The 392-nt window shown below is 66.8% G+C and carries 1 protein-coding gene; it reads left to right on the top strand.

From position 1 onward, the window contains the following. Positions 1-392, top strand: a 392-nt coding sequence (locus tag BQ17_RS04780) for a transposase (RefSeq protein ID WP_141699112.1), incomplete at both ends; no start/stop codon positions are given.

Below are 392 nucleotides of genomic sequence, written 5' to 3'. Positions count from 1 at the left end.
TCCCCTTCTACCGGGGGGTCGAACGCCTCGGCTGGCGCTGGGTGGGGCGAGTGCGTGGCCGCGACTACGTGCGCTTGAATCACGGTTGGGTGAGCTGCCAGACGCTCTTCAAGCGTGCCACCACGACCCCGACGACGCTCGGGGAGGGCGAGTGGGTACGCAGCAATCCCCTGCGGGCGCGCTTGGTGTTAGTGCGCCTGGTGGACAAGGGGCGGCGTAGCAACAACGCTTTCGGCAAGCGTGCCCGCTCCCAGGCCAGCGCCCGGAATGCCCGCAGCGCCAAAGAGCCCTGGTTGTTGGTGGCCGGCACCCGGCTCGCTGACGTGCCGGCAAAGCAGTTGGTCCGCTGGTATCGTCAGCGCATGCAAATCGAGGAAAGCTTTCGCGATTTG

It is taken from the genome of Candidatus Thiosymbion oneisti, assembly GCF_900092655.1.
Lineage (GTDB): Bacteria > Pseudomonadota > Gammaproteobacteria > Chromatiales > Chromatiaceae > Thiosymbion > Thiosymbion oneisti.
Note: the sequence above shows the minus strand (reverse complement) of the source record. Positions and strands in the feature narration are given on the sequence as shown.